This is a genomic window from Pseudomonas fluvialis (genome assembly GCF_002835605.1).
GTDB classification, from domain to species: domain Bacteria; phylum Pseudomonadota; class Gammaproteobacteria; order Pseudomonadales; family Pseudomonadaceae; genus Aquipseudomonas; species Aquipseudomonas fluvialis.
In genome coordinates this window covers 31364-57839 of record NZ_PIYS01000023.1, presented here as the reverse complement: position 1 = coordinate 57839, position 26476 = coordinate 31364, and the positions used below count along the sequence as shown (strand labels likewise).

Annotated in this window: 24 protein-coding genes and 2 pseudogenes; 14 read left to right on the top strand and 12 right to left on the bottom strand. The window is 64.2% G+C overall.

The window, feature by feature from the left end:
* Window positions 1-100 precede the first annotated feature (100 nt).
* Both CW360_RS12330 and CW360_RS12325 read left to right on the top strand, forming a co-directional pair.
* Window positions 101-1219: a type IV pilus assembly protein FimV gene (locus tag CW360_RS12330; protein WP_101193904.1), complete on the top strand. Its 1119-nt coding sequence runs from the start codon at window positions 101-103 to the stop codon at window positions 1217-1219.
* A gap of 101 nt (window positions 1220-1320) precedes the next feature.
* Window positions 1321-2463: a PilT/PilU family type 4a pilus ATPase gene (locus tag CW360_RS12325; RefSeq protein WP_101193903.1), complete on the top strand. Its 1143-nt coding sequence runs from the start codon at window positions 1321-1323 to the stop codon at window positions 2461-2463.
* On the opposite strand, the gene CW360_RS12320 is transcribed toward CW360_RS12325, so the two are convergent.
* Window positions 2457-2810 (bottom strand): NADH:ubiquinone oxidoreductase, encoded by a 354-nt coding sequence (locus CW360_RS12320; RefSeq protein ID WP_093986077.1) that lies wholly within the window; start codon window positions 2808-2810, stop codon window positions 2457-2459. The two genes, CW360_RS12325 and CW360_RS12320, sit on opposite strands and share 7 nt — an antisense overlap.
* A gap of 133 nt (window positions 2811-2943) precedes the next feature.
* Here CW360_RS12320 and CW360_RS12315 point away from each other — a divergent pair, with 133 nt between their 5' ends.
* Window positions 2944-3921: a CobW family GTP-binding protein gene (locus tag CW360_RS12315; protein WP_101193902.1), complete on the top strand. Its 978-nt coding sequence runs from the start codon at window positions 2944-2946 to the stop codon at window positions 3919-3921.
* On the opposite strand, the gene CW360_RS12310 is transcribed toward CW360_RS12315, so the two are convergent.
* Window positions 3912-4751, bottom strand: a complete 840-nt coding sequence (locus tag CW360_RS12310) for an extracellular medium-chain-length polyhydroxyalkanoate depolymerase (RefSeq protein ID WP_101193901.1) — start codon at window positions 4749-4751, stop codon at window positions 3912-3914. The two genes, CW360_RS12315 and CW360_RS12310, sit on opposite strands and share 10 nt — an antisense overlap.
* A gap of 54 nt (window positions 4752-4805) precedes the next feature.
* Window positions 4806-5300: pseudogene (locus CW360_RS12305) on the bottom strand (methyl-accepting chemotaxis protein); the annotation flags it as partial.
* A gap of 387 nt (window positions 5301-5687) precedes the next feature.
* Between CW360_RS12305 and CW360_RS12300 the strand changes: the two are divergent.
* Window positions 5688-6566 (top strand): alpha/beta fold hydrolase, encoded by an 879-nt coding sequence (locus tag CW360_RS12300; RefSeq protein ID WP_101193900.1) that lies wholly within the window; start codon window positions 5688-5690, stop codon window positions 6564-6566.
* On the opposite strand, the gene CW360_RS12295 is transcribed toward CW360_RS12300, so the two are convergent.
* Window positions 6567-6968 carry a DUF3301 domain-containing protein gene (locus tag CW360_RS12295; RefSeq protein ID WP_101193899.1) on the bottom strand — a complete coding sequence of 134 codons (402 nt, stop codon included), beginning with the start codon at window positions 6966-6968 and terminating at the stop codon, window positions 6567-6569. It abuts the gene before it with no gap.
* A gap of 150 nt (window positions 6969-7118) precedes the next feature.
* On the opposite strand from CW360_RS12295, the gene CW360_RS12290 reads away from it, so the two are divergent.
* The 4 genes and pseudogenes from CW360_RS12290 (at window position 7119) to CW360_RS12280 (ending at window position 10839) form a co-directional block, all read left to right on the top strand.
* Window positions 7119-7484 carry a DUF2946 domain-containing protein gene (locus tag CW360_RS12290; RefSeq protein ID WP_245874718.1) on the top strand — a complete coding sequence of 122 codons (366 nt, stop codon included), beginning with the start codon at window positions 7119-7121 and terminating at the stop codon, window positions 7482-7484.
* Window positions 7485-7900: 416 nt separating this feature from the next.
* Window positions 7901-8236: pseudogene (locus CW360_RS17365) on the top strand (PAS domain-containing protein); the annotation flags it as partial.
* Between the two features lie 114 nt (window positions 8237-8350).
* The gene (locus tag CW360_RS12285) at window positions 8351-9505 is read left to right on the top strand and encodes a methyl-accepting chemotaxis protein (RefSeq protein WP_374381760.1); all 1155 of its coding nucleotides are present in this window, start codon (window positions 8351-8353) and stop codon (window positions 9503-9505) included.
* Window positions 9506-9549: 44 nt separating this feature from the next.
* Entirely contained in the window at window positions 9550-10839 is a 1290-nt protein-coding gene (locus CW360_RS12280) for an MFS transporter (protein WP_101193897.1), read from the top strand.
* Here CW360_RS12280 and dprA read toward each other — a convergent pair.
* A complete protein-coding gene (gene dprA, locus CW360_RS12275) occupies window positions 10772-11869 on the bottom strand; it encodes a DNA-processing protein DprA (protein ID WP_101193896.1) in 1098 nt (365 codons plus the stop codon). The genes CW360_RS12280 and dprA overlap by 68 nt on opposite strands.
* 60 nt (window positions 11870-11929) lie before the next feature.
* Entirely contained in the window at window positions 11930-12955 is a 1026-nt protein-coding gene (locus CW360_RS12270) for a LysM peptidoglycan-binding domain-containing protein (protein WP_093985446.1), read from the bottom strand.
* Between the two features lie 132 nt (window positions 12956-13087).
* Here CW360_RS12270 and def point away from each other — a divergent pair, with 132 nt between their 5' ends.
* The 4 genes from def to trkA all read left to right on the top strand — a co-directional run bounded on the left by def (window position 13088) and on the right by trkA (window position 17282).
* Entirely contained in the window at window positions 13088-13594 is a 507-nt protein-coding gene (gene def / locus CW360_RS12265; RefSeq protein ID WP_093985447.1) for a peptide deformylase, read from the top strand.
* A 62-nt stretch (window positions 13595-13656) separates the two neighbouring features.
* Window positions 13657-14589, top strand: a complete 933-nt coding sequence (gene fmt / locus CW360_RS12260; RefSeq protein WP_101193895.1) for a methionyl-tRNA formyltransferase — start codon at window positions 13657-13659, stop codon at window positions 14587-14589.
* Entirely contained in the window at window positions 14586-15899 is a 1314-nt protein-coding gene (gene rsmB / locus CW360_RS12255) for a 16S rRNA (cytosine(967)-C(5))-methyltransferase RsmB (RefSeq protein ID WP_101193894.1), read from the top strand. Before fmt ends, rsmB begins: the two co-directional genes overlap by 4 nt.
* Before the next feature lie 9 nt (window positions 15900-15908).
* On the top strand, window positions 15909-17282 hold the full coding sequence (gene trkA / locus CW360_RS12250) for a Trk system potassium transporter TrkA (protein WP_101193893.1): 1374 nt from the start codon (window positions 15909-15911) through the stop codon (window positions 17280-17282).
* Between the two features lie 63 nt (window positions 17283-17345).
* Here trkA and CW360_RS12245 read toward each other — a convergent pair whose 3' ends face one another.
* Both CW360_RS12245 and CW360_RS12240 read right to left on the bottom strand, forming a co-directional pair.
* The gene (locus CW360_RS12245) at window positions 17346-17609 is read right to left on the bottom strand and encodes a PilZ domain-containing protein (protein WP_101193892.1); all 264 of its coding nucleotides are present in this window, start codon (window positions 17607-17609) and stop codon (window positions 17346-17348) included.
* A gap of 63 nt (window positions 17610-17672) precedes the next feature.
* Entirely contained in the window at window positions 17673-18560 is an 888-nt protein-coding gene (locus CW360_RS12240; RefSeq protein WP_101193891.1) for a lysophospholipid acyltransferase, read from the bottom strand.
* A 121-nt stretch (window positions 18561-18681) separates the two neighbouring features.
* Here CW360_RS12240 and CW360_RS12235 point away from each other — a divergent pair, with 121 nt between their 5' ends.
* Both CW360_RS12235 and CW360_RS12230 read left to right on the top strand, forming a co-directional pair.
* Window positions 18682-20559, top strand: coding sequence for a putative nucleotidyltransferase substrate binding domain-containing protein (locus tag CW360_RS12235; RefSeq protein ID WP_101193890.1), 1878 nt, complete (start codon window positions 18682-18684; stop codon window positions 20557-20559).
* Window positions 20556-21161, top strand: a complete 606-nt coding sequence (locus tag CW360_RS12230) for an exonuclease domain-containing protein (protein WP_245874717.1) — start codon at window positions 20556-20558, stop codon at window positions 21159-21161. The genes CW360_RS12235 and CW360_RS12230 overlap by 4 nt, the downstream gene beginning before the upstream one ends.
* A gap of 104 nt (window positions 21162-21265) precedes the next feature.
* Here the strand turns inward: CW360_RS12230 and CW360_RS12225 are convergent, their stop codons facing one another.
* The 4 genes from CW360_RS12225 to atpD all read right to left on the bottom strand — a co-directional run bounded on the left by CW360_RS12225 (window position 21266) and on the right by atpD (window position 26465).
* The gene (locus CW360_RS12225) at window positions 21266-22936 is read right to left on the bottom strand and encodes a BCCT family transporter (protein ID WP_101193889.1); all 1671 of its coding nucleotides are present in this window, start codon (window positions 22934-22936) and stop codon (window positions 21266-21268) included.
* A 178-nt stretch (window positions 22937-23114) separates the two neighbouring features.
* Window positions 23115-24476, bottom strand: a complete 1362-nt coding sequence (gene glmU, locus CW360_RS12220; protein WP_101193888.1) for a bifunctional UDP-N-acetylglucosamine diphosphorylase/glucosamine-1-phosphate N-acetyltransferase GlmU — start codon at window positions 24474-24476, stop codon at window positions 23115-23117.
* Window positions 24477-24581: 105 nt separating this feature from the next.
* Window positions 24582-25010 (bottom strand): F0F1 ATP synthase subunit epsilon, encoded by a 429-nt coding sequence (locus CW360_RS12215; protein ID WP_093985457.1) that lies wholly within the window; start codon window positions 25008-25010, stop codon window positions 24582-24584.
* A gap of 78 nt (window positions 25011-25088) precedes the next feature.
* A complete protein-coding gene (atpD, locus tag CW360_RS12210; protein ID WP_093985458.1) occupies window positions 25089-26465 on the bottom strand; it encodes a F0F1 ATP synthase subunit beta in 1377 nt (458 codons plus the stop codon).
* Window positions 26466-26476: the final 11 nt, after the last annotated feature.

Genomic DNA, 26476 nt, shown 5'->3' with positions numbered 1-26476 from the left:
AGTGTGAACCGTTGCCGGCTCTGGCGGTGCGCCGCTGTCGACAGGCCGGCCACTGGGAAATACTCGCAGCCCGTGCCTTCCCCCTGCCGACGAGGTTTCCATGTTTCCGGCTCACCGCCTGCTGCTGGCCATGGCCGCAGCTTCCAGTATCGCCCTGTCGCCTTCGGCCCTGGCCCTCGGCCTGGGCGAGGCCAACCTGCACTCGGCGCTGGGCCAGCCTCTGCGCGCAGACATCCCGCTGCTGGACAGCCGCGACCTGACTGCCGAAGAAATCATCGTGCGCCTGGCGTCGCCTGAAGCCTATGCACGGGCCGGCCTGTCGCGCCCCGATCAATTGCTTGGCCTGCGCGTCGCCGTGCAGCGCCAGGGCGGCCAGTTCCAGGCCCGCCTGAGCACCCCGCAAGCCATTCACGAGCCGTACCTGGGCCTGCTCCTCGAAGTGGTCTGGCCGGGCGGCCAGCAGGTGCGGGAATACAGCCTGCTGCTCGACCCGCCGCATTACCAGCCGCAGCTGCCGGCCGGCACCCTGCTCGCCCAACCGGCCAGCCCGCACGCAGCGCTCAGCAAGGCGCCGACGCAGTCGGCCAGCCGCCCGGCTACACAGCACGCCGCACAGCCCGGCGGCCAGTACCGTACCCAGGCCAATGACCGTCTGTGGGACATTGCCCAGGCGGTGCGCGGCGCAGCCACCCCGCACCAGGCGATGCTGGCGATCCAGCAGCTCAATCCACAGGCGTTCATCGACGGCAATATCAATCGCCTCAAGCGCGACCAGACCCTGCAACTGCCCAGCACCGAGCAGATGCAGGCCATGGCCGCCGGCCAGGCCTTGCAGCTCAGCCAGCAACAGCAGCAGGCCTGGCAGAGCAGCCAGCGCCAGCTTGATGCGCGTCCCCGTCAGCAGGCCGCGACCGCGCCCTCGCACAGCAACAGCGGCGATACCCTGCGCCTGGCCGGCAGTCCGGGTAGCCAGCAGGGGCGCGGCGAACAAGGTAGCGAAAACACACAACTCAGCGAGCAGCTGGCCAAGGCCGAGGAAGGCCTGGACCTGGCACGCCGCGAAAACGCCGAACTGCACAGCCGGATTGCCGACCTGCAGTCGCAACTGGACAAGCTGCAGCGCCTGCTGCAGCTCAAGGACAGTCAATTGGCTACCCTGCAGGCACAACTGGCAGCCCAGCAAGCGGCTCAGCAACCGCTGGCACACACTCAGCCCTGATCCTCACCACGTCTTGCGACAATGCCCGCGCTTGCCTAGTCTGCCCACAGCAGGCCAGGCAGGCACGCGCTGCCAGCCCCTCTCGGCACATGGAGCATGACATGGACCCTCTGTTCAACGGCGACAGCAAGATCGACGTCTATCCCCTACTGCTCAAGCTCTTCGAGCTGGGCGGCTCGGACATGTTCTTCAGCGTCGGCACGCCCCCCCAGGTGAAGATCGAAGGACACATGCATGCCCTGCCGCTGCCCGCGCTGAAGGCCGGTGAAGTACGGCAGATGGCCTACCAGTTGATGAACGAAAAACAGGCCGCCGAGTTCGAACGCGATCTGGAAATGAACCTGGCGGTGAGTGTCAGCAACTCCGGGCGCTTCCGCATCAACCTGTACTACCAGCGCGGCGAAGTCTCGATGGTCGCGCGACTGATCAAGAGCCAGATTCCCAGCATTCGCCAACTCGGCCTGCCCGCTCCGCTGGAAAAACTCGCGTTGCTCGACCGCGGGCTGATCCTCGTTACCGGCGCCGCCGGCTCCGGCAAGTCAACGACCCTGGCGGCCCTGCTCGACCTGCGCAACCGCAGCAAGGCCGGACACATCATCTGCATCGAAGACCCGATCGAGTTCCTCCACCAGCACCAGAAATCGGTGATCGACCAGCGGGAAGTCGGCCTGGATACCCACAGCTTTGCCGCGGCCTTGCGCAACGTACTGCGCGAGGCACCGGATGTGATCATGCTCGGGGAAATCCGCGACCTCGACAGCATGCAGCACGCCTTGCACTACGCGGAAACCGGCCACCTGTGCATCGCCACCCTGCATGCCACCAGCAGTACCCATGCCCTGGAACGCGTGGTGCGCTTCTTCCCCGAAGAGGCTCGCCAGCAGATTCTCGCCGACCTGGCGCTCAACCTGGCCGCCGTAGTCGGCCAGCGCCTGGTGCCGACCCTGGATGGCAAGCGGGTCGCCGCCGTGGAGTTGATGCTGGCCAGCTCGCACATCCGCGACCTGATCCAGCGTGGTCTGCTGGAAGACCTGCGCGAAGCGGTGTCCCGCTCGACCACCCAAGGCATGCAGACCTTCGACCAACACCTCTACCAGCTCTACAGCAGTGGTCGCATCAGCGTCGAGGAAGCCATTCGCCACGCTGATTCACGCACCGACCTGACCCTGAAGATTCGCCTCGGCCACGGCCAGATCGGTGACAGCGGCGAACTGCAGCTGATGGATGAGCATGCCCCTCAATAGGCTGTCCAGACACCGCGATACTGTCGCTCGCAGGCCGGCTTGAGCAGGCGGGCATCGCTGGCCACCCCGTAGTAGTGCACATCCTGGCGATACAGCGTGCCGGCCACCTGGGCGTCACGACAGATGCCGAAGGCACCGATCGGGCACTGCTCGACAAAACTCACGGTAACCTGCTGCCCCTTGAGTTGCGGCGCACAGAAACCTTCGCGGAACATAGTGGCAGGAATGCTGCGATTCTGCTGGCAGACCTTGACCTGCACCCCGGCGCCCTGGCTCTCGACCACGCAGGCCTGCGCCAGCACCTCGGCCGATCCCAGCAACAACCCCCACAACAGCCAGACACGCATACTCGCCACCCCAGCAGGAAAACCGCGACTCTAGGGGCTGCGCACCCGCTGGCGCAAGCCATGGCCAGCACGCCCCGTTGCATTAAGCCAATCAGCCACTAGCATGCGCACATCCCCATTGCGAACCCACGCCATGCTCGCGCACATCCCCACACACCTGATCGCCGGTCCACTGGGCGCCGGCAAGACCAGCCTGATCCGCCAGCTGCTGGCCGACAAACCGGCCGACGAACGCTGGGCCATCCTGATCAACGAGTTCGGCCAGATCGGCCTGGATGCCGCCCTGCTGGGTGGCAGCCGCGATGGCATCAGCCTCAGCGAAGTTCCCGGCGGCTGCCTATGCTGCGTCAACGGTGCGCCCTTCCAGGTCGCCCTGGCGCGCCTGCTACGCCAGGCCCGCCCTGATCGCTTGCTGATCGAACCCTCCGGGCTTGGCCATCCGGCGCAGCTGCTTGAGCAACTGCGCGACAGTCCCTGGCAGCAGGTGCTCGCCCTGCAGCCGCCAGTTGTGGTGCTCGACGCCGCCGCACTGGCACACGGCGAGACACTCGCCGACAGCCAGGCAGATAGCCTGCCGCTGGCCGGCCTGGTGCTGCTCAATAAACAGGAACAACTCGATGCACCTCAACGCGCGGCCCTGCAGCAACGCTTCGCCGCCTATCCGCTGCACTGGACCAGCCAGGGCCAGTTGCCCTTCAGCGCCCTGCCAGGACATCAGGCGCGGGCGGGCGAAGCGGCCGATGCCAGCCTCCCCGACAGCCCGCCGAGTAGCCCCGGATTGCTCTGGCGTGACCCGCATCACCCCCTCTGCCAGTACCAGCAACAGGAGGCGGGCTGGAGTATCGGCTGGCGCTGGCACCCCAGCCAGCGCTTCGAGCTAGCACACCTGCAACACTGGCTACAGGCCCTGCCCTGGCGGCGTGCCAAACTGCTGGTCCACAGCAATGCCGGCTGGCTGTCGGCCAACGCGCTGGCCGGACAGCCATTGCACTGGCAGGCCAGCGAGTGGCGCCGCGACTCGCGTATCGAGCTGATTTTCCACGAGGCCCAGGCGCTTGCCGCGCTGCAGGAGGGCCTGGCCGCCTGCCGGCTGGAGAGCCCTCAGGGGTAACGCCGGAACCAGTCGAGGATCAGCTCCGGCGCCTGTTCCAGCCATTCGTGCCCGGCCAGCCAGTCGGTATGCCGGGTACTGCTGATGCCTTGCTCCTGCAGACGCTGGTAGTACAGATTCATGCTCCACCAGGGCACCGTCATGTCGACGAAACCATGCAGGAACAGCGTCGGCGGATGATCCGCGGGCAACACCTGCGGCACAGTGCACAACGGCCCGCTGCAGGTCGCATAAGAAGCCGACTGGATGGCCAGCGCACGAAACTCCCCGGCAAAGGACACGGCCATACGACTGCTGTTGTAACCGCCGCTGGAAATTCCCGTGGCGTATTTGCGCTGACTGTCCAACGGACCAAACTCGCCCGCGGCGATGGCCGCAAACACATTGCCGAGGAAGTGATAGTCCGTGCTGTGCGTGTAGTGCTGGGCCAGTCCGGGGAGATTGGTTTGCCAGAACAGATCGGCTGGCGCGCTGGGTGCCACCACGGCAAAGCCGTTATCCAGCAGACGCTTGATCAACTGTCCTTCGTGGTAACCGCCAAAGGGCATCACGCTGTAATAGGTGAAATCATTGAGCGGGAAGAACGACCCCTGGTAGACCAGCACCACCGGCCAGCCTTGTGCCGGCGGTACGCCCAGCGGCAGCTGGTAGATCACCTTGCGCTGGCCGACCAGCCCGGAATCAATCCAGCGACTCTGGTAGCTGCAACTGATCTTGCCCATCAGCAACAGCGAAGGCTTGCGTTCGCTGCAACGCGACGCCGCCCACGCCTGGCCACAGGCCAGACAGCACACCACCAGCAGACAACACACCCTGCTCCACGCTGACATTCGCTCACTCCCTTGCCAAGAAAGCACTAGCTTAGCAAGGCGCTGGCGGGGTACTTAGAGCCTGAAGAAACTGACCCGTTCAGTGAGCCGGTTGGCCAGGGTAGTCAGCTCGCGGCTGGCCACCGCCACCTGCTCGGAGCCCGCCGCGGTTTCCAGGGTCGCACGATGAATGCGATTGATGTTCTGGTTCACCTCTTCGGCCACCGCACTCTGCTCTTCGGAGGCACCGGCAATCTGCGCATTCATGCTGTTGATCGCCGTAACCTCACTGCGAATCTGGTTCAGCGCCTGCTCGGCCTGCCCGGTTTGCTGCACGGTCTGCTGGGCCAGCTCACGGCTGCTGCGCATCACCTCGGCCGCCTTGCCGGCGCCCTCCTGCAGCTTGCCGATCATGCCGCGGATTTCCCGCGTGGAATCCTGGGTACGGTTGGCCAGGGAGCGGACTTCATAGGCCACCACGGCAAAGCCACGACCATGTTCGCCAGCCCGTGCTGCTTCGATGGCGGCATTCAGCGCCAGCAGGTTGGTCTGTTCGGCGATCGAGGTAATCACCTCGATGATCTTTCCGGATCAGCGTAATCAGCAGCATCAGCGAAAGAATCAGGCCGAAACCAAGGCTCAGGCGTTGGGCGATAGTCAGTTGTACGGGCATTCAATGCGCTCCTCGAGCCATTCAGGCTGCGACAACGTGCTGCGAACCAAAAGACAGAAGATCAAGCAGAGCAGACTTATACAAAACAATCATAATTGTCCAACCATGAGCTAGGCGGAACATCAAAACTACTTGAACAACCCAGAAAACAAGGGCACGCCTACTAAGACTAGGTGGACAAGTCAGCTCATGTTGTACAAATTCTTCTATCGCACCCATCGCGGGAATGCATGACGACGGCCCGCGCTTTACACTCCCAAGTCAGTTCAACGACGAGACCCGCCATGCACTTGCTGCCTTGGTCGCACCCCACTTCAGCCGGTTTCACCCTGCGTGGCTGGCACACCCCACCCTCCGGCAAGCCACTGCTGCATTTTCTGCACGGCAATGGTTATTGCGGCCGGGTGTACAGCCCGCTGCTCAATGCGCTTTGCGAAGACTTCGACCTGTGGCTGTGCGATGTTCAGGGGCACGGCGACAGCGATCATGGCGGCCGCTTCCATGGCTGGAACCGTAGCGCCGAACTGGCTCTGGAAGCCTTTACCGCCGGCTCTGGCGACTTCGCCGACGCACCGCGTTTCGCCCTCGGCCACAGCTTCGGCGGCGTGCTGACCAGCCTGATGCTGGCCCAGCAGCCGCAGTTGTTCAGGCGCGCCGTGCTGCTCGACCCGGTACTATTCAGCCCGGCGATGATCGGCGTGATGGCCTTGTCCGACGTGGTCGGCCTGAGCCGTCGTACCAGCCTGGCCAGCAAAGCGCTGAAACGCCGCAGTAGCTGGCCGGATCGCGCCGCCGCCCACGCCGCATTGCATGGTCGGGGCATGTTCCGTGGCTGGGACGAAGCGGCCTTCGACGCCTACATACAGCATGCCCTGAAAGACACTGCGCAAGGCGTCGAGCTGAAGTGCCGACCCAGCCGCGAAGCGGATATCTTCAGCTCCTTCCCCAAGCGCCTGTGGCCGTCGCTGAGCAAAGTCACTACGCCCACCCAGGTGCTCTATGGCCAACACAGCTATCCCTTCGTGGCCCGCTCGGTTGCCCGCTGGTGCGCCGGCAATGCGCATGTCAGCGCCCAGGTAGTGGCCGGTGGGCATTGCTTCATGCAGGAGTTTCCCGAGGACAGCGCGGCACGCGTGCGCGCTTTCCTGCTGGACGCTCGCTGATCAGTCGGCCTTGCGCTGATCGATACGCGGGTGGCTGCGCCGCCAGTCATCCATCTGGATGACCTTGCCGCCCGCCTCGCTGGCTGGATTGAAGGGATGCGCATCCAGTTCGATACGCGCCAGCTGGCGACCATAGAGTGTCAGTCGACCGTGCAGCCGCTGCTCGCCGGTCACCGTGAACTCGAAGGCATAGCGCCGCGCCAGGCGCCAGCGCCCCTGGCTGTCGCGCTGCCAGCTGAGCCCCTGCAAGGCGACATTGCCGTCCAGCAGCTCGATATCCAGCCGCTGACAATGCTGTCGCGCATAATGCAGGGCGCACTCGCCGATGCCACGCCCACGCCACCACCAGGCCGCCAGGCTGCTCAACAGCAGCAGTACGAAGATATCCGCCAAGCTCAGCATCACGTCCTCCCCTCTCTACCAGGCAGCTTAACCCAGGCCGCCACAGGCTGCCGCCTCCCCTGGCATCTGCGACAACTTGTCACTATGCTCATGACAACCCGCCTCCTAGCATGCAGGCGTACCCCCGTTTCCTCGCAAGGAATTTGGCACTTGTCCAAACCTGCTCGTCTCCGTCCTGGCAACTGGCTGGCCATCTTGGCCATGTGCCTGCTGCTGAGCGGCCCCTGGCTGTCCCAGGGCCTGCTCACGGAAGCGGCTGCCCTGCCGGGCTGGCTGAACGAGCTGGCCTGTGGCGAGCAACACGATGGCGCACCGGCGAGCATGCCGGAAGCGTGGGAGAAATGCGGATACTGCGTACTGCTGTTCAGCGCGCCAACCCTGTCTCCCGACCTGCATCCCGCCACGTTGCATGCCCTGCGCACAGCACATGTGCTGCATAGCCGCCTGCCGGATAGCCCCTTCGCGCGTGCCCCCTACCCCGACGCCCCAACCCGCGCACCACCCCGCGCTGTCTAGGCGCTGCCTGCCTCGCGTTACGCCCGGCTTCCGGCAAGTTGCCCGGCGTCCAGCCCAATCATGCGCGGTGAGCGCTACAGGGGGCGCGGAGCATGCACACCACCCCCGAGCTTGTGTTTCCACTGTTTTGCGCTCTCTTAGCTGCCGTGCCGCAAGGTCCGGCAACTTGGGAAGGGGAGAGCAAAGCGCCTGCCGTCAGGCAGGTTCTTTGACCGGGCGCCCCGTCGCCCGGTCTTTTTTCGCGCCCCGCCATACTCCAACCGCCTCACCCTCCTCGATGGCCGCAACAGCCTCTTGATCAATCGCAAGGTTATGCCTCGCCTCCCCGGCTAGTTTAGTGCTCCGGGTACCGTCGCCTGGCTGTTTAGCGCACGGTCATCCACCCAGCCCGTGCCACTTGCGCGAGATTCCTTGCCATGAAGATCAACCTGCCGGTCAGCCAGCGTGAAGTACCGGTCGATGCCCAGGCCAATATTCTCTCCACCACCGATCTCAAGGGTGCCCTGACCTACGCCAACGATGACTTCGTGGAGATCTGCGGCTTCAGTCGCGACGAATTGCTCGGCCGCAATCACAATCTGGTACGCCACCCGGACATGCCAGCCGCAGCCTTTGCCCATCTCTGGCAAACCCTCAAGGCCGGCAAAAGCTGGATGGGTCTGGTCAAGAACCGCTGCAAGAACGGCGATCATTACTGGGTCAGCGCCCATGTCACGCCGGTTTTCCGGCATGGCCAGGTGGTGGAATATCAATCGGTACGCCGTGCGGCCAGCGCCGAGCAGGTGGCCCGTGCCGAGGCACTTTACGCACGCCTGCGCGACGGCCAGTCACCTGCTGCGCTACGCCGGCCACGCCTCTCGCTGGCCATGCGCCTGAGTTTGCAAGCCGCACTGCTGAGCGGCAGCGCCAGCCTGCTCGGCCTGTTTTGCGGCGCACTCTCGGCGGCTAGCGCGCTCCTGCTCGGTGCAGGCCTCAGCCTCGGCCTGGGGCTGTTGTTGCATCTCGCCCTGCGCCCTTTGCAGGCGCTGTTACGTGAGGCCCGCGAAGTGGCCGACAACCCGCTCAGTCAGTACCTGTACTGCCAGCGTAATGACGAATTTGGCCAGCTCGGCTTTGCCCTGCTCAGCCTGCGGGCCGAGGCGGGCTCGGTGATCGGGCGAATCGCCGATGCCACCCGCCAGTTACGTAACGAGGCCGGCGAACTGGCCGGCGCGGTGGAGTGCAGCTCACACGCAACCCTGCAACAACAAGGGGAAACCGAACAGGTAGCCAGCGCCATCAGCCAGTTGGCCGGCAGTGTGCAAGAAGTTGCTCGCCACGCCCAGCACAGCGCCTGTGCGGCCAGCGAGGCCGATGCGGAAGCCTGTGACGGGCTACAGATGGTCGAACAGACCTGCCAGCTACTCGACAAGCTGGCCGAGGAAGTGCAGCAAAGTCACCAGGTCATCGAACAGCTGGCCGAGCATAGCCACACCATCAATCAGGTGCTGGACGTAATCCAGGGTATCGCCGAGCAGACCAACCTGCTGGCGCTGAACGCCGCCATTGAAGCGGCGCGAGCCGGTGAGCAGGGTCGCGGCTTTGCCGTCGTGGCGGATGAAGTGCGCGGCCTGGCCTCGCGCACCCAGCAATCCACCGCGCAAATCAACAGCATGATTAGCCAGCTACAGGAAGGTGCCAGCCAGGCCGTGCAGACGATGCAGCGTAGTCGTAGCCAGGCCGAAGCCGCCGTGCACCAGGCCCTGCAAACGGCCAATGCCCTGCAGGGCATCAACCAGCGGGTGACCCGCATCAGCGACATGAGCTTGCAAATCGCCGCTGCCGTGGAGCAGCAGAGCGCCGTCGGCGAGGATATTCAACGCAACCTGGGCGGTATTCGCCAGGCCAGCGAAAGCAGCGTGGTCGCCAGTAGCCAAAGCCGTCACAGTGCGCGCCAGCTGGCCGATCTGGCCAGTCGCCTGCAGCTGCTGGTCGAGCAGTTCCATGGTTCAGCCCAGGGCACACGCTTGCCGCCCACCTGACAAGTCGGTAAAACGCCAGCCATCGATGCCATCTGGGCCTGGCCATGCTGGTTGCTCCCTTATCTCCTCGCCCGTCTCGGGCCACCTGGCTGTTGCTGGCTTCGCTGTACTGCGCCCAGGGTTTGCCCTCCGGCCTGGTCGCGCATGCCCTGCCCGCCCTGCTGCGCCAACAGGGCGTTGACCTGGCGCTGATCGGCCTGCTCAAGTTGCTCGCCCTGCCCTGGCTGCTCAAGGCACTGTGGGCGCCCTGGGTAGATCGCTGGCGGCATCCCCGCCTCGGCCATGCGCGCGGCTGGATTCTTCCCCTGCAAGGTAGCGTGGTGCTCTGCCTGGCGCTGCTCGCCCTGCTCGATGGGCCGCGTCTGCTGAGTGAGCAGTTCAGCCTGCTGCTGGGCCTGCTGCTGTTGATCAACCTGGCTGCCGCCACCCAGGACATCGCCACTGACGGGCTTACCGTGCGCCTGCTCAGCGAGCGCTGGCGAGGCCTGGGCAACAGTGTGCAGGTCGGCGGCTACAAGATCGGTATGCTGCTGAGTGGCAGTGGCCTGTTGCTGCTGGTCGGGCAGATGGGCTGGAACCTTGCGCTGGCCAGCCTGGCCCTGTTGCTGGCCGCGCTAACCCTGCCGGTGTGGCACTGGCAGGAACGCCCCAACCCGGCACCCGAACAGGCCGCCAGCGGTCCTGCGCTGTTGTGCCAGCACTATCGCGGCTTGCTCAGGCAACCGGGCATGGGCGCCTGGCTGGCCCTGCTGATGAGCTTCAAGCTGGGCGACTCCCTGGCCTCCCCCATGATCAAACCCATGCTGGTCGACCTGGACTGGGGCCTCGGTGCACTGGGGCAACTGACGCTGCTCAGTAGCCTGTGCGGCATCCTCGGTGCACTGGCCGGTGGCTGGCTATATGCCCGTCTGGGCGCCTGGCGGGCCCTGCTGCTGGGTGGCGTGTTGCAAGCGCTGACCTTGGCCAGTCTGGCCAGTCTGACGCAAGGTGCGGCGGATAGCCTGGTGTATAGCCTGGCACTGCTTGAGCAGGCCGCCGATGGCTTATCCAGCGTCGTGCTATTCGCCGCCATGATGCGCCAGTGCCGGAGCGCCCATGAGGGTGCGGACTTCACCCTGCAGGCCAGCCTGCAATTGCTGCTGGCCGGACTGGTCGGCGCCACGAGCGGCCTGCTGGCCAAGGCTATCGGCTACCCGGGGCTGTTCCTCACGGCCGGGCTGCTCGGTCTGCTGGCGCTGCTGTTGCTTTATCCGGCGCGCTTGCGACTCAGCGCGAACACGCCAGCCAGAGCGTCTGTTGACGCTGCACCGCACCACTCAACTCCAGTTCGGTAAGCTGCGCCAATACCTCGGACAAACTCTGCCCGCTGGCCGCTGCCAGGCTTTCACTGCTTTGTGGGGCGGCATGCAGCAAGGCCAGCAAGGGCGACTCGCTGATAGGCAGCTCAGGCAGGACCGCTGCGGCTGGTGGCTGATACTGCCAGTTGTGCAGGCTCTGCAGCAGATCATCGACACGTTCCACCAGTTGCGCCCCATCGCGAATCAACTGGTGGCAGCCCTTGGCACCCGGATGATGGATAGACCCGGGAATGGCCCAGACCTCCCGCCCCTGCTCGGCAGCCAGGCGTGCAGTAATCAGCGAGCCACTGGCCAGGCCCGCCTCGACCACCAGCACACCCAGCGAGAGGCCGCTGATGATGCGGTTGCGCCGGGGGAAGTTACTGGCCTGCGGCGCACTGTCCAGTGGCAACTCGGAAACCAGTGCGCCACCCTCGGCGGCGATACGCAGCGCCAGGGCCTTGTGGCGCGGCGGATAGATCTGGCATAGACCCGTGCCCAGCACCGCGACGGTACGCCCACCCACCTGCAAGGCTCCCTGGTGTGCCGCGCCATCGATACCCAGCGCCAGCCCGCTGGTAATGACAAAGCCGGCCGAAGCCAGACTACGGGCAAACGCCTCGGCCGTCTGCAGGCCAGGACGGCTGGCATTGCGACTGCCCACCAGAGCCAGCTGCGGACGCTCCAGCAACCGCGCATCCCCCTGCACAAAGAGCAGCGGCGGTGCATCGTCCAGCTCGGCGAGCAACGCTGGGTAGTTGTCATCATCGAACATCAGTAGCTGTTGACCGGGCTGTTCCAGCCAGGCCAGCGCGGCGGCGGCCCGCTCGCGGACCTCGTCGCAACGCCGCGCCGCGGCACTGCTGGCCGGCAAGCCCAAGGCGCGCCAGGCCGACGCCGGCGCACTGAGCGCGGCACTGGCACTGTCGAAGGCGGAAAACAGTCGGCGGAAACGCTTGGGCCCAAGTTGCGGCAGGCAATGCAGGCGCAGACGCGCTTCCAGTTCGGCAGGCGAAAGGCAGGTCATGCGGATCATCCTTGATCGGCAGGCAGAATGAAAAACCCCGGCAGTGCCGGGGTCGGTGGTTCAGGGGTTCTTGACCTTGTCGTTGACGCTGAGCTGTCGGTTGGCCATCAACACCAGGCCGTAGCTGAGCTTGTCATAGGTGCGGAACACCATGAGCAGGCCGGAGCGCTCGTCCGGGATCTTCACCCGGTCGCCAGCCACTACGTCACGCACGGTTTCCCCGGTCTTGTAGATGGCCAGTACGTGGCCCTCGGCCAGGCCGTCACGGGTGCCCTTGTTGATGGTCACCACATCGAACTGGCCGATCTGGTTGACGCCGCGCGGCACATCGAGGATCACCCCGTCGATGGTTTCGCTCGGCTCGCTGGGCATGAAGGTGGAGTTGATCGGACGCTCTTCGCTGACGAACAGGCGATCACCCAGACGAACTTCCTGGGTAGTCCGGGTCAGCTGCAGGGTAGCAATATCACCTTCGACCTCTGCCAGGTCAGCACCACCGATGTCATCGGCGTTGATGCCGAGGAACTCCTGGGTCACCGGGTCGGTATAGGTCTTGCCCTGGCGGAACAGACCGTAGGAAGGCTGCTGGTCATCGAAAGAACCGCGGGCATAAATACGATCGCCAGCGCCACTGACCACCCGCTCCTGGTTGCCCGCTACCACGTAGGGGCGCTGCGCGAACTCTTCCGCGGTATTGATGATGCGGTTGCTGAGCAGGAAGCTGTTGATCTTCTCCAGCGGGATCGCCGGGATAGCTTCAGCCAGCGGCGTACTGCGCACCTGCGGCGACAGCTTGATGGTGCCGCGCGATTCGCCGCGGTTGAGCACCAGGCGCGGCTGGCCATCGATATACACCAAGCTGAGCACGTCACCCGGGTAGATCAGGTGGGGGTTCTTCACTTGCGGATTGGCATGCCAGATTTCCGGCCACTTCCAGGGCTGACTGAGGAACTTGCCGGAGATGTCCCACAGGGTGTCACCACGGACCACGGTGTAACTCTGCGGATGGCCATCCTTGAGCTGGACTGCTGCCTGGGTCAGGCCGCTGGCGGCCAGCATCAGCAGGGCGAGTAGTGATTTCCTCATGCGGTGAATCCCTTTATTATGTGGCGGACGCCTGAAAGCCGCAGAACTCGCGGCCTGAAGCCGTTTTTCAATGCTGCTCATCATCTTAGCAGCGGATTTTGACTTTATTCCACAAGTGCATCACAAACGTATATGGCGATTCTGAACATACTCGAATTCCCCGATCCCCGTCTGCGCACCATCGCCCAGCCGGTGGACGTGGTCGATGATGCCCTGCGTCAGCTGATCGACGACATGTTTGAAACCATGTACGCCGCGCCCGGTATCGGCCTGGCCGCGACCCAGGTCGACGTACACAAGCGCCTGGTGGTCATGGATCTTTCGGAAGACAAGTCCACACCGCTGGTGTTCATCAACCCGGAGTTCGAAGCGCTGACCGAGCAGATGGACCAGTATCAGGAAGGCTGCTTGTCGGTACCCGGCTTCTACGAGAACGTCGACCGTCCGCAAAAGGTCCGTATCAAAGCCCTGGATCGTGACGGCAAGCCCTTTGAAATGATCGCCGACGGCCTGCTCGCGGTGTGCATCCAGCACGAATGCGACCACCTCAACGGCAAGCTGTTCGTCGACTACCTGTCGCAACTCAAGCGCGATCGCATCAAGAAGAAGCTGGAAAAACAGCATCGCCAGCGCGCCTGACCGCGACATGCCAAAGGCTTGCCACAGCAAGCCTTTTTTATTTTTACCGGACCCCGATAGCCATGCGTATTGTCTTTGCCGGCACCCCGGAATTTGCCGCCCAGCACCTCGCCGCCCTGCTCGCCGCCGGCTTGCCGGTCGTCGCCGTGTACACCCAGCCGGACCGGCCCGCCGGGCGCGGTCACAAACTCATGCCCAGCGCCGTCAAGCAACTGGCCTTGCAGCACGGCATCGCCGTGTACCAGCCGCAGAGCCTGCGCGATCCGCAGGCACAGGCCGAGCTGGCCGCGCTCAAAGCGGATCTGCTGGTGGTGGTCGCCTACGGCCTGATCCTGCCGCAGGCCGTACTGGACATTCCACGCCTGGGCTGTATCAACAGCCATGCCTCGCTGCTGCCGCGCTGGCGGGGTGCTGCGCCGATCCAGCGCGCCATCGAGGCCGGCGATCAGCAAAGCGGCGTGACCGTCATGCGCATGGAAGCCGGGCTGGACACCGGCCCCATGTTGCTCAAGGTCAGCACACCGATCAGCGCCACAGACACCGGCGGCAGCCTGCATGATCGCCTGGCTGAGCTGGGCTCGGCGGCCGTCGTCGAGGCGGTCAGCCAGCTGGCGGCTGGGCAACTGCCCGGCGAGGCACAGGACGATAGCCTGGCCACCTACGCACACAAACTGAACAAGGACGAGGCGCGCCTCGACTGGAGCCGTCCCGCCGTCGAGCTGGAACGCCTGATCCGCGCCTTCAACCCCTGGCCACTGTGCCACAGCAGCCTCAACGGCGAGCCGCTGAAAGTCCACGCCGCCCAGCTGGGCGATGGCCATGGCCAGCCCGGCAGCATCCTCGCTGCCGACAAGAACGGCCTCTCTGTCGCCTGCGGCACAGGCGCATTGCGCCTGACCCGCCTGCAGCTACCCGGTGGCAAGCCACTGAACTTCACCGACCTGTACAACAGTCGTCGCGAGCTGTTCGCCATCGGCCAGGTGCTGGGCGCATGAACCCGCGTCTGGCGGCTGCCCGCGCCCTGGCCACGGTTCTGCAGGGCAAAGCCTCGCTGGGTAGCAGCCTGCCGCCGCTGTTGGACAAGGTCGAGCCGCGCGATCGGGGCCTGGCCCAGGAGCTGGCTTTCGGCACCGCCCGCTGGCAACCGCGCCTGCAGCTGCTCGCCGAAAAACTGCTGCAAAAGCCCTTCAAGGCCGCCGACCGCGACGTCGAAGCACTGCTACTGGTCGGTCTGTATCAGCTGCTGCATACCCGTATCCCCGCGCATGCCGCCATCGGTGAGACGGTGGCCTGTGTCGACAAGCTGAAGAAATCCTCGCTCAAGGGTCTGCTCAATGGCGTGCTGCGCAACGCCCAGCGCGACCATGAGGTGCTGTTTTCCGAGCTGGACCGCGACCCGGTATTGCACACTGCACATCCGCGCTGGCTGCAGAAACGCCTGAAGGCCGACTGGCCGGAACACTGGCAGGCGATCTGCGCGGCCAATAACCAGCATCCGCCGCTGATCCTGCGCGTCAATCGTCGCCAAGCCAGCCGCGAGGCCTACCTCGCCGAACTCCATAACGCCGGCATCGAGGCCGCGCCCTGTATCTTCAGCCGCGACGCTATCCGTCTGCTGCAGCCCTGCGACGTGAAGACCCTGCCGGGCTTCATGAACGGTCGGATCAGCGTGCAGGACGAAGCCGCCCAGCTGGCCGCCGACCTGCTCGACCTGGCCCCGGGCCAGCGCGTGCTGGACGCCTGCGCCGCACCCGGCGGCAAGACCTGCCACCTGCTCGAAACCGAGCCCGGCCTACAGGAAGTCATCGCCCTGGACCTGGAGCCCAGTCGCCTGGCCCGCGTCGAGGAGAACCTCGCTCGCCTGCAGCTGCAGGCCACCCTGGTCGCCGCCGATGGCCGCGACGTGGCCGCCTGGTGGGACGGCAAGCCGTTCCAGCGCATCCTGCTCGACGCCCCCTGCTCAGCCACCGGGGTGATCCGCCGCCATCCGGATATCAAGCTGACCCGCCAGGCCGAGGATATTGCTGCGCTGGCCACCCTGCAGGGCGAACTGCTGGATGCCCTGTGGCCGACCCTGGAGGTCGGCGGCGTGCTGCTGTATGCCACCTGCTCAGTGCTGCCTCAGGAGAACAGCGACAACATCGCCGCCTTCCTGCAACGCACGCCCGGCGCGCGCGAGCTGGATATCACCGGTACCTTCGGCCTCAAGCAGGCCCATGGCCGCCAGTTGCTGCCGCAGGCCGATGGCCACGACGGTTTCTACTATGCCAAGCTGATCAAGATTGCCGCGTCGCCTCGCGGTTAAGGAGCGCTTGTGAAGATCATCATCCTCGGTGCCGGCCAGGTCGGCGGCACGCTCGCCGAACACCTGTCCGGGGAAGCCAACGACATCACCGTGGTCGATACCGATGCCGAGCGCCTGCGCGATCTGGGCGACCGCCTGGATATCCGCACCATTGTCGGTCGCGGCTCCTTCCCCACCGTGCTGCGCCAGGCCGGTGCCGACGATGCCGACATGCTGGTAGCCGTCACCAACAGCGACGAGATCAACATGGTCGCCTGCCAGGTGGCCTATACCCTGTTCCACACCCCGACCAAGATCGCCCGGGTGCGCGAAGCCGCCTACCTGACGCGCAGCGGCCTGTTCGACAACGAAGCCATCCCGGTGGACGTACTGATCAGCCCGGAACAGGTGGTGACCAACTACATCAAGCGCCTGATCGAATACCCCGGAGCCCTGCAGGTTATCGACTTCGCCGAGGGCAAGGCGCAGCTGGTGGCGGTGCGCGCCTACTACGGCGGCCCGCTGGTCGGCCAGCAATTGCGCCAGCTGCGTGCGCACATGCCCAACGTGGATACCCGCGTGGCGGCGATCTTCCGCCGCAACCGGCCGATCATGCCGCAGGGCGATACGGTGATCGAAGCCGATGACGAGGTGTTCTTCATTGCCGCCAAGGGACACATCCGTGCGGTGATGAGCGAAATGCGCCGCCTCGAGGACAGCTACAAGCGCGTGGTCATCGCCGGTGGCGGACATATTGGCGAGCGCCTGGCGGAAGCCATCGAAAGCCGCTACCAGGTGAAGATCATCGAGATGAATCCGGCGCGCTGCCGTTACCTGTCGGACACCCTGGACAGCACCATCGTCCTGCAGGGCAGCGCCTCGGACCGCGATCTGCTGGTTGAGGAAAACATTGCCGAAGCCGACATTTTCCTCGCCCTGACCAACGACGACGAGGCCAACATCATGTCCTCGCTGCTGGCCAAGCGCCTTGGCGCACGCAAGGTGATGAGCATCATCAACAACCCGGCCTATGTCGACCTGGTGCAGGGCGGCGAGATCGACATCGCCATCAGCCCGCAGCTGGCCACCATCGGCACCCTGCTGACCCACGTGCGCCGCGGCGACATCGTCAGCGTGCACTCACTGCGCCGTGGCGCGGCGGAAGCCATCGAGGCCATTGCCCACGGCGACGCCAAGTCCAGCCGGGTAGTCGGCCGGATGATCGAGGACATTGCCCTGCCTCCCGGCACCACCATCGGCGCGATCATCCGTGACGAGGAAGTGCTGATCGCCCACGACGATACGGTGATCGAGTCAGGCGACCATGTGATTCTCTTTCTGGTGGACAAGAAGTACATCCGCGATGCCGAGCGGCTGTTCCAGGTCGGCCTGACCTTCTTCTGAGGCAGGCCTGCGGCGGCGTGTTGCATGGCCGGGGCTGCTCTGGCACCCGGCACACCCGGCGGGTTATTCGCTCACAAAGCGCAGGCCGACGCCCATCGGCTCGACACGCACCACTTCCATGAGCAGGATCGGCGCTTCCATCGGCAGCCCCTGCACCTGACCGCGCACCCGGTCACCCACGGCGAGCAGGCCGCTCTGTTCGAGCAGCACATAGACACCGCTGTCGGAGATATCGCGGGTCATCACCATCAGCTCACCATGCTGCGGGTGTTCGATGCGCAAACGTACCTTGAGCGGGGTACGTACGGTCTTACGCTGGTTATCCATGCCAGGCCTTTTATTCTGTGACAGGAGGCTGGGGCTGACAGTACCCGAGGCGGCAAGCGGCCATCAATACAATTTCGCGGCACCCGGCGGGCGCTTCTTGAAACGCTTCATGCTCCACATGTACTGACTGGGGCAGGCACGTACCTGGCGTTCGATACCCTGGTTGAGCGCCGCCACCGCCGCCTCGACATCCTCGCCATACAGTGCCTCTGGCGCCGCCTCGATCACTACCCGGTAACCCTTGCCGTCATCCAGGCGCAACGCATGAATGAATAGCGCCGTAGCCTTGTGCCCCTGCACCAGGGAGGGTACGAATTTGCTGGTCAGCGTTGGCACGCCAAAAAACGGTACGAACACCCCACTGGACAGGCTGGGTTCGGGGTCGGCGGCAATACCGGCCACCCCCCCCTTGCGCAGGGTCTTGATCAGATTGAGGATGCCTTCCTTGGTCGAGGGTGCCAGCTGGTTACCCAGTTGCGTACGCTGGCGCACCAGCAGTTCATCCACCGCACGCAGCTTGGGCGGACGGTAGAGAATGATTGGCTGGCACAGCGAACAGACGTATTGCAGCAGCAGTTCCCAGTTCCCCAGGTGGCTGCTCACCAGAACCACGCCCTTGCCCTCGGCCAGCGCCTGCTGGAGCAGTTCGCCTCCCTCGACCTGGCGAATCTGCTGCAGCGACTTGGCCGCCGGCCAGATCCACGCACAGGCGCTCTCCGTCAGAGTCCGGCCGATGTCACGCAGACTCTGTGCCGCCAGGCGTTCACGAGCCGCTTCGTCCAACTCGGGGAAACACTGCGCCAGGTTGATGCGTACCACCTCGCGGGAGCGATTGGGCAGCTTCCACATCAGCCAGCCAATCAAGCTGCCCACCGCCTGGGCAGCACGCCACGGCAACAGCGCAAACAAACGCAGGAAGGCCACTACCAAGGCGCCTTTGATTCTTTCCACGGCACACTCCTCACTCGGTGCAGGTCCGCATTGTAGCCGCAAGGTACGCCTGGCCGGGACAAATAGCCCACGAATGGTTAAGGTTTGCCCCTGTGCCATGCCCGCACCACGAGGCCTTGCCATGCAGATCGAGCTTCTGGAAATCCACGATCACCTGAGCCGTCATCCACCCTTCGATACGTTGCCCGAGGCGGCTCTGCAGCAGCTCGCCCAACAGGCCCAGGTCAGCTACCACAAGGCCGGCAGCCCGCTGCTGGAACTCGGTCAGCCGCTCAACGAGCTGTATTACATCCGCAGTGGCGCCGTGGAAACCTACAAGCGCAACGGTGACCTGCATAACCGCCTGGGCGAAGGCGATGTGTTCGGCCAGGCCGCCCTGCTGGGCCGCCACAAGGTACGCTTTGCCGCCCGCGCCATTGAGGACTGCCTGCTGTACTGCCTGCCCGGCGCGCTAATCGAAGCGCTTTGCGAGGAGCACGACAGCCTCGCCGAGTTCCTCGAAGCCGAAGGCCAGTCACGTCTTAAGTCCGCCGTAGAAAACCAGGGCCAGGCCAGCCAGCTGATGCAGATTCGCCTGCGCAAGCTGCTTAGTCGCGAGCCGGTCAGCGTGGCCCCGGATTGCCCGGTACAAGAGGCTGCGCAGGTAATGGTCGAGCACAGCGTATCCTCGCTGCTGGTTGTGCAGGAGCAGGCCAACCAGCCCCCCGCCATGCTGGGCATTCTTACCGATCGCGATTTCCGCAGCCGGGTGCTGGCCGCCGGTTTGCCGCCCAGTACGCCAGTCAGCGCGGTGATGAGCGCTGAACCGATCAGCCTGCAAGCCGACGCCTCAGTGTTCGACGGCATGCTGTGCATGTTGCGCCACAACATCCATCACCTGCCGGTCATGCAACGCCAGCAACCACTGGGCGTGATCAACCTGGCCGATATCCTGCGCTACGAATCACGTAGCAGCCTGTACCTGGTCAACAACATCTTCAACCTGCAGTCCGTGGAAGAGCTGCAGCGCCTGGTACCCGACCTGCAGGCCACCTTCCTGCGCATGGTCAATGACCAGGCTACCGCACAGATGATCGGCCAGGCCATGAGCAGCATTGGCCGGGCCTTTTGCCAGCGCCTGCTGGAGCTGGCCGAGCAGCGTCTGGGACCGCCCCCGGTGCCCTACTGCTTCATGGTCGCCGGCTCGATGGCCCGTGACGAGCAACTGCTGGTCACCGATCAGGATAACGCCCTGGTACTCGATGACCGCTTCGACCCGGCCCTGCATGATGAGTACTTTGCCGAACTGGCCCGCCTGGTGTGCAACGGCCTGGCGGCGTGCGGTTATGCCTATTGCAAGGGCGGCATCATGGCCAGCAATCGCCAGTGGCGACAGCCGCTGCATGTCTGGCAAGGCTATTTTCGCCAGTGGATCGAACATCCCGAGCCGCGGGCACTGCTCAACAGCTGCATTTTCTTTGATCTGGATGCCGTTTACGGGCAGCACGAACTGGTCGCACAACTCCAGGAACAGCTCGCCGAACAGGCCAGTCGCACCCCGCACTTTCTCGCCAGCATGGCGCGCAACGCCCTCAACCGCACCCCGCCACTGGGCTTCTTCCGTACCTTCGTGATGGAGAAGGATGGTCGGCAGAAAAACATCATCAACCTCAAGGGCCGCGGTACCGCGCCGCTGACCGACCTGATACGTGTACATGCGCTGGCCTGTGGCAGCACCGCGCAGAACAGCCTGGCTCGCCTGGAAGCCCTTGCCCAGGCCCAATGGCTGCAACCCCAGGTCCTTGAGCAACTACGCTATGCCTTTGAGTTTCTCTCGCTGGTGCGGATCCGCCATCAGGCGCGGGCACTGGAAGCCGGCCAGCCGCCAGACAACTACATCGAGCCGGAACACATCAGTGCCCATGAGCGACATAACCTCAAGGAGGCCTTTCAGGTGATCAGCCATGCGCAGAAATTCCTGCGCTTCCGCTACCCCAGCGTACCCATGCGCGGCCTATGAACCTGCATCCCGGCAAGTTGGGCTGGCCGGCCTTCTATGCGTTGCAGGCCCGCACCTGCCGGAATCCGGCCTTGCGCGCCTATTATCAGGCCGGCTGCCCGGCGGCCGAACTGGCCATCGGCGCAGCGCCGCTGCTGGCTCTCGACGTGGAAACCACCGGGCTGGATGCCCAGCGCGATGCCATCGTCAGCCTCGGCCTGATTCCCTTCGATCTGCAACGCATCCGCTGCAGCGAGGCACGCTACTGGGTCGTCAACCCGCAACGCGAACTGCCGGAACGCTCGGTCACCATCCACCGCATTACCCACTCGCAGATCCACCAGGCACCGCCTTTCGCGGCTATCGCCGAAGAGCTGCTGGAGGCTCTGCGGGGTCGCCTGGTGGTTGTCCACTATCGCACCATCGAACGCCTGTTCCTGCACAAGGCGGTACGCCAGGCACTGGGCGAGAGCCTGAGCCTGCCGATGATCGATACCATGCAGCTAGAGGCCAGTCTGCAACGCCGGCAGCACCCGCCAGGCTGGCTTGACCGCCTGTTCGGCCGGCACCCCGTCTCAGTGCGCCTTGCCGATAGCCGCCGGCGCTACAACCTGCCCGCCTAACAGGCACACCATGCGCTGAGTGATGCGCTGGCCTGTGCCGAGCTGCTCCAGGCGCAGATCGCCCATCACTACAGCCCGCACACGCCACTGCGCCAACTCTGGTACTAGCCACGCGGCTCGCTGGCCAGGCCCTTGACGATCGCCACGCAGCCTACCAGCAGCACCAGGGTGAACGGCAGGCCAGTGGACACCGCCATGGCCTGCAAGGCATTGAGACCGCCTCCCAGCAGCAGGGCAATGGCGATCAGGCCGATCATCAATACCCAGAACACCCGCTGGGCGAGTGGCGCATTGACCTTGCCACCGGCCGTGATGGTATCGATGACCAAGGCCCCGGAGTCCGCTGAAGTAATGAAGAACACCAGTACCAGGACAATACCCAGCAGGGATGTCAGGGCCTGCCAGGGTAGCTCGCCGAGCATGACAAACAACTTCAGCTCAAGGGCCGCCTGTTGCACGCCCGGGAAGCCCTCGACCAGCCACTGGTGCAAGGCCGTGCCACCAAAGGCACTCATCCACAGCACCGAGACCAGCGTCGGCACCAGCAACACCGCGACCAGGAATTCGCGTACCGTGCGGCCGCGACTGACCCGCGCAATGAACATGCCGACAAATGGCGACCAACTGATCCACCAGGCCCAGTAGAACGCCGTCCAACCCTGGCTGAAGTTCAGATCCTCCCGGCCCAGCGGGTTGGCCAGCGCCGGCAGGTAGTGCAGGTAGGCCAGCAAATTATCGATAAAGCCGCTGGCAATCAGCAGGGTTGGCCCGGCGATGATCACAAACAGCAAGAGCAACACTGCCAGCCCCATGTTCAGTTGTGACAGGCGCTGCACTCCACGATCCAGGCCGGCTACCACTGACAGCAGGGCGATCCCGGTAATGCTGAGGATCAGCAAGACCTTGCTGGTATCGCCCACCCCCCAGCCAAACAGGCGGTCAAGCCCGGCCAGGGCCTGCTCGGCACCAATCCCCAGCGACGTCGCCAGACCGAACAACGTGGCAAATACCGCGAGGATATCCAGCAGATGTCCCGGCCAGCCCCAGACCCGCTCACCCAACAGCGGGTAAAAGATCGAGCGGATCGACAACGGCAGGCCCTTGTTGAAGGAAAACAGCGCCAGAGCCAGGGCCACGATGGCATAAATGGCCCAGGGATGTAGCCCCCAGTGGAAGATGGTTGCCGCCATGCCCAGGCGCACGGCTTCTGCGGGGTTACCGGCGGCCGCCCCCAGCGGCGCCCAATCGCCACGCAGGCCATTGTCCTGCAGTTGCGTCCCGCCCAGGGCGGCACTGGCATGTGACATGGGCTCGGCCACGCCATAGAACATCAGGCCAATGCCCATGCCGGCAGCAAACAGCATGGAAAACCAGCCCAGGTAAGTGTAATCCGGCTGGGCCTGCACGCCGCCCAGACGCACGCGGCCCAGTGGCGAAATGATCAGCCCCAGGCAGAGCAGCACAAACAGATTGCCAGCACTCAGGAAGAACCAGGCCAGCTGGCTGGTCAGGGTATCGCGCAGGGCATTGAACAGCGGTGCAACCTGATTCTGCAAGGCCAGGGTAAGCAGCAGAAAGAGCAGGACGCTCAGCGCAGAAATGCTGAAAACCTTGCCATGGATATCGAGGGCGATGGAGATACGCCCCTGGATGTTGTCCTGGCCGACTACATAGTCGGTGTCGATCAGGTTGGCAGCCCCGGTCGGGGCGGGAATACCGTCGGCAGTGACGGTGGCGGCGTTGAATGTCGTGTCCGACGTAGGGTGTTGGCCCATAGGGTTGCTCCTGTAACGTTGGCACGCGTAAAGCGCACAGCGGGCAGTAGCGCCCGAACGAAAGGTCGCCTGATAGCGGCGACCTATTACAGGGTAACAAATGATTGCTTTTTTGTGGGCTTGGCGCGATCAGCTGTGCACCACCCGACACGCAGCCAGGTAGTACACAGGTGAAGATTCAGCGCTGCTTCTGCGGACGTTTCCAGCTTTCGATGACCCGCTGCCGGGCACGCGCTACCGCCAGACCCTGCTCGGGCACATCACTGGTCACCACCGAACCGGCTCCGGTGGTCGCACCGTCACCCAGGCTGAGCGGCGCGACCAGCGCGGTATTCGAACCAATGAACACATCCTCGCCCATCACCGTACGGTGCTTGTTGGCGCCATCGTAGTTGCAGGTGATGGTGCCGGCGCCAATGTTGCTGCGTGCGCCGACCTCGGCATCGCCCAGGTAGCTGAGGTGGCCGGCCTTGGCGCCTGCGCCGAGCACAGCGTTCTTCAACTCGACGAAGTTACCGACATGCGCGCCCGCACCCAGCCGGCTGCCCGGCCGCAAGCGGGCGAACGGCCCGCAGTCGGCGCCCTCACCCAGCTCGGCACCGTCCAGATGGCTGTTGGCTTTGACCTGTGCCCCGCGGCGCAGAATGGAGTCCTTGATCACGCAGTTGGCACCGATCTGTACCCCGTCCTCGATAAGCACCTTGCCTTCGAGGATTACGTTGACATCGATGAGCACGTCGCGCCCGGCCTGCACTTCGCCACGCACATCGAAACGCGCCGGATCGCGCAGCGTCACACCCTGCGCCATCAACTGGCGCGCCCCACGCCACTGGTAGTAGCGCTCCAGCTGGGCCAGCTGCAAGCGGTCGTTGGCCCCCAGTACTTCCATTTCCTCGGCCGCGGTTTCCGTGGCCACGCGCAGGCCATCGGCAACCGCCATGGCAATCACATCGGTCAGGTAGTACTCGCCCTGGGCATTGCTGTTGGACAGGCGACCCAGCCACTCGCCCAGACGCTTGCCCGGTACGGCGAGGATGCCAGTATTACCTTCGCGAATCGCCCGCTGCGCCTCGCTGGCGTCCTTGTGCTCGACAATCGCCTGCACCTCACCCGCCGCATCGCGAATGATCCGCCCATAGCCGCTCGGATCGGCCAGCTGCACGGTAAGCAGGCCCAGTTGCTGCTCGTTGACCTGCTGCAGCAGCGCCGCGAGGGTTTCCACTCGGGTCAGCGGCACGTCGCCGTAGAGGATCAGCACCTTGTCGGCGTCCACCTGGGGCATCGCCTGGGCCACCGCATGGCCGGTACCGAGCTGCTCGGCCTGCAGCACGAAATGGATATCCTCGGCCGCCAGGCGCTGGCGTACCTGCTCGGCGCCGTGGCCAATCACCACATGGATCTTGCGCGGTGCCAAAGCGCGCGCCGTATCGATGACATGCCCCAGCATGGACTTGCCCGCCACCTCATGCAGTACCTTGGGCAATGCCGAGCGCATGCGGGTACCTTGTCCGGCGGCGAGAATGACGATATCCAGCGACATCAGGGCTACTCCTAGAATCGGCCCCGGCAAATACACCCGGGCGTAGAAAAAGAAAAAGGGTAGCCAAGGCTACCCTTTTACCAAACCGCGCTAAAGAGCCTGGGCTTAGCCGTGGCCGAACTTCTTGCGCAGTTGCTGCACGGTACGCAGCTGGGCCGCTGCTTCGGCCAGACGCGCCGCCGCAGAGCCGTAGTCGAACTCGGCACCCTTCTCGTGCAGAGCCTTTTCCGCGGCCTTGACCGCTTCCTGGGCTGCTGCTTCGTCGAGGTCCTTGGCACGCGTGGCGGTATCGGCCAGCACCTTCACCATGTTCGGCTGCACTTCGATGAAGCCGCCGGAGATGTAGAAGATGTCTTCCTCGCCACCCTGCTTGATCACACGCACCGGACCGGGCTTGAGATCGGTCAGCAGCGGCGCGTGCCCCGGGAGAATACCCAGGTCGCCAAGGTGCCCGTGGGCGATGACCATTTCCACCAGCCCCGAGAACAGCTCTTCTTCCGCACTGACGATGTCGCAATGGACTGTCATAGCCATGATTTTGCCTCGGTTATCAGGTCGAACGGCGGGCCAGCCCGCCGTCCGCTCGAACGCCCGTTACCGGGCGCACGCCAGTTACAGTTTCTTGGCTTTCTCGATGGCTTCGTCGATACCGCCAACCATGTAGAACGCTTGTTCCGGCAGGTGGTCGTAGTCGCCATTGAGGATGCCGGAGAAACCACGGATGGTTTCCTTCAGCGAAACGTACTTGCCCGGCGAACCGGTGAAGACCTCAGCCACGAAGAACGGCTGCGACAGGAAGCGCTGGATCTTACGCGCACGGGATACCAGCTGCTTGTCCGCTTCGGACAGTTCGTCCATACCGAGGATGGCGATGATGTCCTTCAGTTCCTTGTAGCGCTGCAGCACGTACTGCACACCACGTGCGGTGTCGTAGTGCTCCTGGCCAATCACCAGCGGGTCGAGCTGACGGCTGGTGGAGTCCAGCGGGTCAACGGCCGGGTAGATACCCAGGGAAGCGATGTCACGCGACAGTACGACGGTGGCGTCCAAGTGGGCGAAGGTGGTCGCCGGGCTCGGGTCGGTGAGGTCGTCCGCAGGAACGTATACGGCCTGGATCGAGGTGATCGAACCGGTCTTGGTGGAGGTGATGCGCTCCTGCAGAACGCCCATCTCTTCAGCCAGGGTCGGCTGGTAACCTACTGCCGACGGCATACGGCCGAGCAGTGCGGATACTTCGGTACCGGCCAGGGTGTAACGATAGATGTTGTCGACGAACAGCAGTACGTCACGACCTTCGTCACGGAACTTCTCAGCCATGGTCAGGCCGGTCAGCGCCACGCGCAGACGGTTGCCCGGCGGCTCGTTCATCTGGCCGTAAACCAGGGCTACCTTGTCGAGAACGTTGGAGTCCTTCATCTCGTGGTAGAAGTCGTTACCCTCACGAGTACGCTCACCCACGCCGGCGAACACGGAGTAACCGCTGTGCTCGATGGCGATGTTACGGATCAGTTCCATCATGTTTACGGTCTTGCCGACACCGGCACCACCGAACAGACCGACCTTACCCCCCTTGGCGAACGGGCAAACCAAGTCGATTACCTTGATACCGGTTTCCAGCAACTCGTTGCCACCCGCCTGGTCGGCGTAGGACGGCGCAGCGCGGTGGATTTCCCACTGCTCTTCTTCGCCAATCGGACCGGCTTCGTCGATCGGGTTACCCAGCACGTCCATGATCCGGCCCAGGGTCGCTTTACCGACCGGTACGGAGATGGCCTTGCCGGTGTTGGTCACATCCAAGCCACGCTTGAGGCCTTCGGTGCTGCCCATGGCAATCGAGCGAACCACGCCGTCACCCAGCTGCTGCTGGACTTCCAGGGTGGTTTCCGCGCCGACTACTTTCAGCGCGTCATAGACATTCGGCACGGCATCGCGCGGGAATTCCACGTCGATTACGGCGCCGATGATTTGAACGATACGTCCGCTACTCATCTTGGGTTCCT